This is a genomic window from Niallia sp. Man26 (assembly GCF_022049065.2).
In the GTDB taxonomy this organism is placed as follows: domain Bacteria; phylum Bacillota; class Bacilli; order Bacillales; family Cytobacillaceae; genus Niallia.
Genome location: NZ_CP095747.1, coordinates 1 through 9,298 on the forward strand (window position 1 = coordinate 1; position 9,298 = coordinate 9,298).

Annotated in this window: 4 protein-coding genes and 3 rRNA genes; 5 read left to right on the top strand and 2 right to left on the bottom strand. The window is 41.0% G+C overall.

Translation table 11 applies throughout. From position 1 onward, the window contains the following. The first annotated feature begins 130 nt into the window (after positions 1-130). Positions 131-973, top strand: coding sequence for a tyrosine-type recombinase/integrase (locus L8T27_RS28545; RefSeq protein ID WP_192486555.1), 843 nt, complete (start codon positions 131-133; stop codon positions 971-973). Positions 974-1,243: 270 nt separating this feature from the next. On the opposite strand, the gene L8T27_RS28550 is transcribed toward L8T27_RS28545, so the two are convergent. Next, on the bottom strand, positions 1,244-1,498 hold the full coding sequence (locus L8T27_RS28550; RefSeq protein WP_128310139.1) for a hypothetical protein: 255 nt from the start codon (positions 1,496-1,498) through the stop codon (positions 1,244-1,246). Beyond that, the gene (locus L8T27_RS28555) at positions 1,482-2,279 is read right to left on the bottom strand and encodes a ParA family protein (protein ID WP_128310140.1); all 798 of its coding nucleotides are present in this window, start codon (positions 2,277-2,279) and stop codon (positions 1,482-1,484) included. Before L8T27_RS28555 ends, L8T27_RS28550 begins: the two co-directional genes overlap by 17 nt. A 522-nt stretch (positions 2,280-2,801) precedes the next feature. Here L8T27_RS28555 and L8T27_RS28560 point away from each other — a divergent pair. From L8T27_RS28560 to rrf, 4 genes are all read left to right on the top strand, one after another. After that, positions 2,802-4,001 carry a replication initiation protein gene (locus L8T27_RS28560; protein ID WP_192486553.1) on the top strand — a complete coding sequence of 400 codons (1,200 nt, stop codon included), beginning with the start codon at positions 2,802-2,804 and terminating at the stop codon, positions 3,999-4,001. A gap of 416 nt (positions 4,002-4,417) precedes the next feature. Further along, positions 4,418-5,966, top strand: a 16S ribosomal RNA gene (locus tag L8T27_RS28565). Positions 5,967-6,175: 209 nt separating this feature from the next. Continuing rightward, positions 6,176-9,110, top strand: a 23S ribosomal RNA gene (locus tag L8T27_RS28570). Between the two features lie 71 nt (positions 9,111-9,181). Then, a 5S ribosomal RNA gene (rrf, locus tag L8T27_RS28575) occupies positions 9,182-9,298 on the top strand. The 16S, 23S and 5S rRNA genes sit together here, the layout of an rRNA operon.

Consider the following 9,298-nt stretch of genomic DNA (forward strand, 5'->3'; position numbering starts at 1 on the left):
ACCAAAAGGGGATAGTAGTCGTTAGGCTACTATCCCCTTTTTTTTGAAATTCATCGCGGAAGTTTACTTCTTTCTTTTTATGATTTAAGATATTAAGTAAGGTACCAAGTCTGAATTTAGGGGTGATAAAGTGCAAAAATCTAATGTAATTAGTCAATTTGCAGACTGGCTTGAAACAGAAGGCAAATCTGTTAACACCGTCACTACTTATCAACGTGAAATGAAAAAATTTCAAGACTGGCTCTACAAATATCCTACTTATTTAGAGAACATATCTCAGCAAGATGTTCAAAATTATCTCTCTTTTTTAGAGCAGCAGGGGAAAAGTCCAATAACTATTGATAAAATACTTGGTTCTATTAGAACCTTCGCTAAGTTCTTGAGACGTCCAGAAATAATTTTAGATATTAAAGTTATGCCTATAGAAAAAAAGGGAGAATTAGAAATTTTAACATCTTTTGAGTACAATCAGCTGCTTCAAAAAGTTAAAAAAGATGGGCATGGAAGAAATATAGCTATCGTTTATTTATTGCTCCATACAGGTATTAGAGTATCTGAATTATGTTCTTTAAATAAGTCGAATATTGATCTTATAAAAAAGCAGTTAATCGTTAAAAATGGAATAACTGGTGAAGAGAGATTTATTCCATTGTCAGAAGAAGCTAAGGAATATCTTCATAAATACTGTGATTCGTTTAACAGTGATGAAGCTTTATTTACTTCAAGATCTAATGAGCGGCTAACAGAAAGATCAATTCAATATATGTTGAAGAAGTATAATGTTCATCCACATAAATTAAGACATACTTTCTGTCAAAAGCTTATAGATAAAGGCGTTGGCTTGGAAATTGTTTCAAAATTAGCTGGTCATAAAGATATAAATGTAACTAAAAGATATGCAAAATCCAGGATGAAACAATTAGAATTAGAAGAGGCGATACAAAAAACTTTTATTAGCGATACGCTAGGGTGAGTTGTTTATTTAGTATTTACCCAAATTAATTTTTATAATACCAATGTCAAATGGACTATTAAATAGAATTCGTAAGAAAGATGAAGTAAATAAGAGATTGTTCTTATCAATTTTAGTCCTTTTTTTGATTATTTCCCGAAGGGAAAAAGACGGAATTTGCCCGAATATGGCCGGATTCCGTCTTTTGTTTGGGGTGCTGCTTTGGATAAGATGCATTATGTTAACTGCAGATAAAATAATTCTACGCACTCAAATATTGGATGCACAAAATTATTCTTTAATCTTATTTAGATATTTCTCTAATGCTTCTTCAATTAAAATATAGATGTTTTTTTCTTGCAATAAAGATTGCATTTTTAATTCTCTATGTAAGTCTGTTCTTAAATCAAAAGATACTCGTTTTCTTATTAACTTTTTTTCCTGCTCAAATGTTTTCTCTTCAATAATTTCTTCAGCTAAAGCTTGTGATGGCGTAATTTGCTTTTGAAGCCGCTTCAAATTTTTAATATCATTTACTTTGGACACGATCTATCAACTCCTTATAAAATTGCTCATATTGTAGTAAAGCCGGTTTTAACTCTGAGTTTTTATTGAATCCATATAAAGCTAAACGACCAATAGGAGCTCTTCTATTAATAACAGTTTTAAATACTTCGTTAGGATAATCTTCTGTAATCATTTCATTAAATGCTTTGGCATCACTTCTTCTTAAGTCATTTAATGTTCTTAAAATTCCTATTACCTCAGTACCTCTATTTCCATGTTTTTTAGCACTGGCGACGGATTCCATGAAGTTAGGAATTGCTGAGTAGCACCAGTTAGAACACTCAAACAACACTACTACATATTCACTAGCACATAATGCATTAGTTGTTTGTTCTGACAATGACGGTGGTGTATCAATAATAATGAAATCATACTCACTTCTTATATCATCTAAACTTTGATCTAGAATTAAACTAGGTATTCCTTTGAAAGGAATACTATCACCTTTATATGTTCTTCCCGTATAAATCCATCTTGGAAAAGTAGCTAAAAAATTAGTAGCAGGAAGTAAATCTAAATTTTTCCCTATAGGTAGGATGTAATCTTTCATATTTTGATTCTGCATTGCTTCTAGTATTGATTTTCCTACAAATTCATTAGAAGGTTGATTAGATATTAATTCAGTTAAATTACCTTGAGAATCCATATCTATGGCTAACACCTTATAGCCATCTCTGCTTAATAAATATGCTAGTATTCCAGCAGTAGTGGATTTCCCGCAACCACCTTTTTGTATTCCCATTGTAATAGTAATAGCCAAAACCACGCCTCCTTCCAACGTTGTTTTCTTCTTTTATTTATATAAACCTTTCTAGAAAAATAATTGAAATCCTTTAATATATATAAAATATAACAACTTTATTAGCAGAACTATTAATTCATTATTTTAAATAGACAGAAATAATGAAAAATTAATCATTCACCAAGTATTGTTTTGATTGTTTTATCATATATTGTTTTTATTGTTTTTATTGTTTTTATTGTTTTCAGAGGCTTAAAACTCTTATGTACCAAGGGTTCAGAGACCTTAACTATAACAAAAACTGAGTAAACTATAACAAAAACTGAGTAAACTATAACAAAAACTGAGTAAACTATAACAAAAACTGAGTCTTAACTATAACAAAAACTGAGTAAACTATAACAAAAACTGAGTAAACTATAACAAAAACTGAGTAATTTCCGAAAACTGATTCTGAATTTTCGGAAATATAACCTGAAGTAGACGCTCCTTTGCATTCTTTGTTATATTTTAGAATGATCATTAAAAAGGAGTTTTGATATGGGATCCAAAATAAGCGCGGACAACTTAATTACAAAATCAAATCAGCTTATTGAAGCAGCATATAAATTAACTGAGATAGAACAAAAAATCATCTTAACACTTATTAGTTTAGTGCAACCGAATGATAAGGAGTTTCAATCTTACACTTTTACAATAAAAGATTTCATTAAATTGATTGGCGGTAATAGTAATACGAGATATAAGGAACTAGAAGAAATTACGAGAAATATGTTAGCTAAAATTTATGAAATTAGGTTCGAGGAAAGATTGGTACAAGTTCAATGGTTATCCCAAGCTGATTACAACTATAAAAAAGGGACCATTGAGCTTACACTCCATAAATTTCTTACCCCATATTTATTAGAATTGAAAAAGGAGTTTACATCTTATCATTTAAAAAATGTAAGTAAACTAAAGGGACATTATTCTATAAGGATATACGAGCTACTAAAGCAATATGAACGTTTAAAAGAAAGAACTTTCAATATGGAAGATCTTAGACATAAGTTAGGGGCAACAAATATATATCCTGCTTACGGGAATTTTAAGCAACGAGTATTACTGCCTTCTCAAAAACAGATAAACAAAAAATCAGATATTACATTTGAATTTCAAGAGATTAAACAAGGAAGAGCTGTTAAAGAAATTAAATTCTTTATAAAACCTAAAGATTCCATTATTCAACCTCTACCAGTTCCGATATCTAATTCCATTAAAACTGAAGTGTTAAATACAGAAGAACTTGAAAAAGATCTTTTTGTTGTTTCTAAAAATGATATTAATGATATCAAAAGTTTGGCGAATGATTTAGGTTTCAAAGTACCGAATAAAACTATACAAAACTGGTTGGAGTATGGGAAAAGAAATGTAATTCAAGTAATGGAGTCAATTAGAGATAATTATAAAATAGAAAATCCAATAGGATTTATCACATACAAGTTAAAGAATGAGATAAGTAACGAAATTATTGAAGTGGATCCTGTTAATGATGCTATTCAAGATTTTATAAAGAGCCATATACCAAAGCGTAAAATTAAAAGAGTAGAATTTTTAACAGACTGGATGATGAAGAATGAGGCTTTGCAAACATTTATTAAATATATGAATGAAGATGATGCTTTAAATTTATGGAATTCAAAGAAGGAAGCAATAATGAAGGAATTGAATGATCGTAGGGGAAAAATGATGTTAAATTAAAAAGAACAAAAACCAGTATGGTTTTTGTTCTTTTTAATTATTAATACTTGTTTAATTAACTACTATTGCTATAAAAGAGTTTATTATGTAGAATAGAAACTCGCTTCATTGAAGAAATTAGTAAGAAGCTTTAAAAAGAAGTTGACTTCCACGAATAATGGTGATATATTAATAAATGTCGCTAAAACGAATAAAAACTTTCTTTTTATACAAAATAAAAAAGTTTGTTCGTAGAAGTTGACGACGATGAAATGATATGTTATTATATAAAAGTTGCTCCTAATAGCAACGAAAAATTGCTCTTTGAAAACTGAACAAACAAAACGTCAACAATAATCGTTTTTATAACTTTCGTTATAAAGATGAAAACAAAGTAACAAAAAGCTAGAGTTTAGCAAATGAGCTAATCTTACTCTTTATCGGAGAGTTTGATCCTGGCTCAGGACGAACGCTGGCGGCGTGCCTAATACATGCAAGTCGAGCGGACTTAAAAAGCTTGCTTTTTAAGTTAGCGGCGGACGGGTGAGTAACACGTGGGCAACCTGCCTGTAAGACTGGGATAACTTCGGGAAACCGGAGCTAATACCGGATAATCCTTTTCTACTCATGTAGAAAAGCTGAAAGACGGTTTACGCTGTCACTTACAGATGGGCCCGCGGCGCATTAGCTAGTTGGTGAGGTAACGGCTCACCAAGGCGACGATGCGTAGCCGACCTGAGAGGGTGATCGGCCACACTGGGACTGAGACACGGCCCAGACTCCTACGGGAGGCAGCAGTAGGGAATCTTCCGCAATGGACGAAAGTCTGACGGAGCAACGCCGCGTGAGTGATGAAGGTTTTCGGATCGTAAAACTCTGTTGTTAGGGAAGAACAAGTACGAGAGTAACTGCTCGTACCTTGACGGTACCTAACCAGAAAGCCACGGCTAACTACGTGCCAGCAGCCGCGGTAATACGTAGGTGGCAAGCGTTGTCCGGAATTATTGGGCGTAAAGCGCGCGCAGGCGGTCCTTTAAGTCTGATGTGAAAGCCCACGGCTCAACCGTGGAGGGTCATTGGAAACTGGGGGACTTGAGTGCAGAAGAGAAGAGTGGAATTCCACGTGTAGCGGTGAAATGCGTAGAGATGTGGAGGAACACCAGTGGCGAAGGCGACTCTTTGGTCTGTAACTGACGCTGAGGCGCGAAAGCGTGGGGAGCAAACAGGATTAGATACCCTGGTAGTCCACGCCGTAAACGATGAGTGCTAAGTGTTAGAGGGTTTCCGCCCTTTAGTGCTGCAGCAAACGCATTAAGCACTCCGCCTGGGGAGTACGGCCGCAAGGCTGAAACTCAAAGGAATTGACGGGGGCCCGCACAAGCGGTGGAGCATGTGGTTTAATTCGAAGCAACGCGAAGAACCTTACCAGGTCTTGACATCTCCTGACAATCCTAGAGATAGGACGTTCCCCTTCGGGGGACAGGATGACAGGTGGTGCATGGTTGTCGTCAGCTCGTGTCGTGAGATGTTGGGTTAAGTCCCGCAACGAGCGCAACCCTTGATCTTAGTTGCCAGCATTTAGTTGGGCACTCTAAGGTGACTGCCGGTGACAAACCGGAGGAAGGTGGGGATGACGTCAAATCATCATGCCCCTTATGACCTGGGCTACACACGTGCTACAATGGATGGTACAAAGGGCAGCAAAACCGCGAGGTCGAGCCAATCCCATAAAACCATTCTCAGTTCGGATTGTAGGCTGCAACTCGCCTACATGAAGCTGGAATCGCTAGTAATCGCGGATCAGCATGCCGCGGTGAATACGTTCCCGGGCCTTGTACACACCGCCCGTCACACCACGAGAGTTTGTAACACCCGAAGTCGGTGGGGTAACCTTTTAGGAGCCAGCCGCCTAAGGTGGGATAGATGATTGGGGTGAAGTCGTAACAAGGTAGCCGTATCGGAAGGTGCGGCTGGATCACCTCCTTTCTAAGGAAAAATGGAATTCGTTCCATTCACAGATTGTTGATGATTTTGTTGTTCAGTTTTGAGGGAGCAATTCCTCAAAAGAAAGATTGTTCCTTGAAAACTAGATTATGAATAGTAAGAACCAAGAAAGAAACCGAGTAATCGCCATCTTAGATTCTCTATTTAATAGAAGAATTTCAGGGTAAAGAGTAACATCTTTAGCCGAAACAAGTTAAGTTAGAAAGGGCGCACGGTGGATGCCTTGGCACTAGGAGCCGATGAAGGACGGTACTAACACCGATATGCTTCGGGGAGCTGTAAGTAAGCTTTGATCCGGAGATTTCCGAATGGGGGAACCCACTATCCGTAATGGGATAGTATCGTTACTTGAATACATAGAGTAACAGAAGGCAGACCCGGGGAACTGAAACATCTAAGTACCCGGAGGAAGAGAAAGCAAACGCGATTCCCTGAGTAGCGGCGAGCGAAACGGGATTAGCCCAAACCAAGAGGCTTGCCTCTTGGGGTTGTAGGACACTCTACATGGAGTTACAAAGGAACGGGGTAGATGAATAGGTCTGGAAAGGCCAGTCATAGAAGGTAAAAACCCTGTAGTCGAAACTTCGTTCCCTCCTGAGTGGATCCTGAGTACGGCGGGACACGTGAAATCCCGTCGGAAGCAGGGAGGACCATCTCCCAAGGCTAAATACTCCCTAGTGACCGATAGTGAACCAGTACCGTGAGGGAAAGGTGAAAAGCACCCCGGAAGGGGAGTGAAATAGATCCTGAAACCGTGTGCCTACAAGTAGTTAGAGCCCATTAATGGGTGATAGCGTGCCTTTTGTAGAATGAACCGGCGAGTTACGATTACATGCGAGGTTAAGTTGAAGAGACGGAGCCGCAGCGAAAGCGAGTCTGAATAGGGCGTAATAGTATGTGGTCGTAGACCCGAAACCAGGTGATCTACCCATGTCCAGGGTGAAGTCCAGGTAACACTGGATGGAGGCCCGAACCCACGCACGTTGAAAAGTGCGGGGATGAGGTGTGGGTAGCGGAGAAATTCCAATCGAACTTGGAGATAGCTGGTTCTCTCCGAAATAGCTTTAGGGCTAGCCTCAAGGTAAGAGTATTGGAGGTAGAGCACTGTTTGGACTAGGGGCCCCCATCGGGTTACCGAATTCAGACAAACTCCGAATGCCAAATACTTATCCTTGGGAGTCAGACTGCGAGTGATAAGATCCGTAGTCAAGAGGGAAACAGCCCAGACCACCAGCTAAGGTCCCAAAGTATACGTTAAGTGGAAAAGGATGTGGAGTTGCTTAGACAACCAGGATGTTGGCTTAGAAGCAGCCACCATTTAAAGAGTGCGTAATAGCTCACTGGTCGAGTGACTCTGCGCCGAAAATGTACCGGGGCTAAACGTATCACCGAAGCTGTGGATTGACATCTACGATGTCAGTGGTAGGAGAGCGTTCTAAGGGCGTTGAAGCTAGACCGTAAGGACTGGTGGAGCGCTTAGAAGTGAGAATGCCGGTATGAGTAGCGAAAGATGAGTGAGAATCTCATCCACCGAATGCCTAAGGTTTCCTGAGGAAGGCTCGTCCACTCAGGGTTAGTCGGGACCTAAGCCGAGGCTGAAGAGCGTAGGCGATGGACAACAGGTTGATATTCCTGTACCACCTTATGAATCGTTTGAGCGATGGGGGGACGCAGGAGGATAGGGTAAGCGTGCTGTTGGATTAGCACGTCCAAGCAGTTAGGCTGGTAATGAGGCAAATCCCATTACCGTGAAGGCGGAGCTGTGACGGCGAGGGAAATATAGTACCGAAGTTCCTGATTCCACACTGCCAAGAAAAGCCTCTAGCGAGATTCAAGGTGCCCGTACCGCAAACCGACACAGGTAGGCGAGGAGAGAATCCTAAGGTGAGCGAGAGAACTCTCGTTAAGGAACTCGGCAAAATGACCCCGTAACTTCGGGAGAAGGGGTGCTCTTTTGGGTGCAAGCCCGAGAGAGCCGCAGTGAATAGGCCCAGGCGACTGTTTAGCAAAAACACAGGTCTCTGCGAAGCCGTAAGGCGAAGTATAGGGGCTGACACCTGCCCGGTGCTGGAAGGTTAAGAGGAGGGGTTAGCGTTCGCGCGAAGCTCTGAATTGAAGCCCCAGTAAACGGCGGCCGTAACTATAACGGTCCTAAGGTAGCGAAATTCCTTGTCGGGTAAGTTCCGACCCGCACGAAAGGTGTAACGATCTGGGCACTGTCTCAACGAGAGACTCGGTGAAATTATAGTACCTGTGAAGATGCAGGTTACCCGCGACAGGACGGAAAGACCCCGTGGAGCTTTACTGTAGCCTGATATTGAATTTTGGTACAGCTTGTACAGGATAGGTAGGAGCCTTGGAAGCCGGAGCGCCAGCTTCGGTGGAGGCATTGGTGGGATACTACCCTGGCTGTATTGACATTCTAACCCGCACCCCTTATCGGGGTGGGAGACAGTGTCAGGTGGGCAGTTTGACTGGGGCGGTCGCCTCCTAAAAAGTAACGGAGGCGCCCAAAGGTTCCCTCAGAATGGTTGGAAATCATTCGTAGAGTGTAAAGGCACAAGGGAGCTTGACTGCGAGACCTACAAGTCGAGCAGGGACGAAAGTCGGGCTTAGTGATCCGGTGGTTCCGCATGGAAGGGCCATCGCTCAACGGATAAAAGCTACCCCGGGGATAACAGGCTTATCTCCCCCAAGAGTCCACATCGACGGGGAGGTTTGGCACCTCGATGTCGGCTCATCGCATCCTGGGGCTGTAGTCGGTCCCAAGGGTTGGGCTGTTCGCCCATTAAAGCGGTACGCGAGCTGGGTTCAGAACGTCGTGAGACAGTTCGGTCCCTATCCGTCGTGGGCGTAGGAAATTTGAGAGGAGCTGTCCTTAGTACGAGAGGACCGGGATGGACGCACCGCTGGTGTACCAGTTGTCTTGCCAAAGGCATAGCTGGGTAGCTATGTGCGGAAGGGATAAGTGCTGAAAGCATCTAAGCATGAAGCCCCCCTCAAGATGAGATTTCCCATAGCGTAAGCTAGTAAGATCCCTGAAAGATGATCAGGTTGATAGGTTTGAGGTGGAAGCGTGGTGACACGTGGAGCTGACAAATACTAATAGATCGAGGACTTAACTAATAAATGATTACTCATTCTTTCTTCTTACAACATAATCTAGTTTTGAGGGAATAACTCTCAAAATTACATAGTCTGGTGGCGATAGCGAGAAGGTCACACCCGTTCCCATACCGAACACGGAAGTTAAGCTTCTCAGCGCCGATGGTAGTTGGGGGCTCTCCCCCTGTGAGAGTAGGACGTCGCCAGGC

Excerpts from the sequence above, each read along its gene's own strand:
- L8T27_RS28560 (WP_192486553.1), top strand. The coding sequence starts at position 2,802 with ATGGGATCCAAAATAAGCGCGGACAACTTAATTACAAAATCAAATCAG.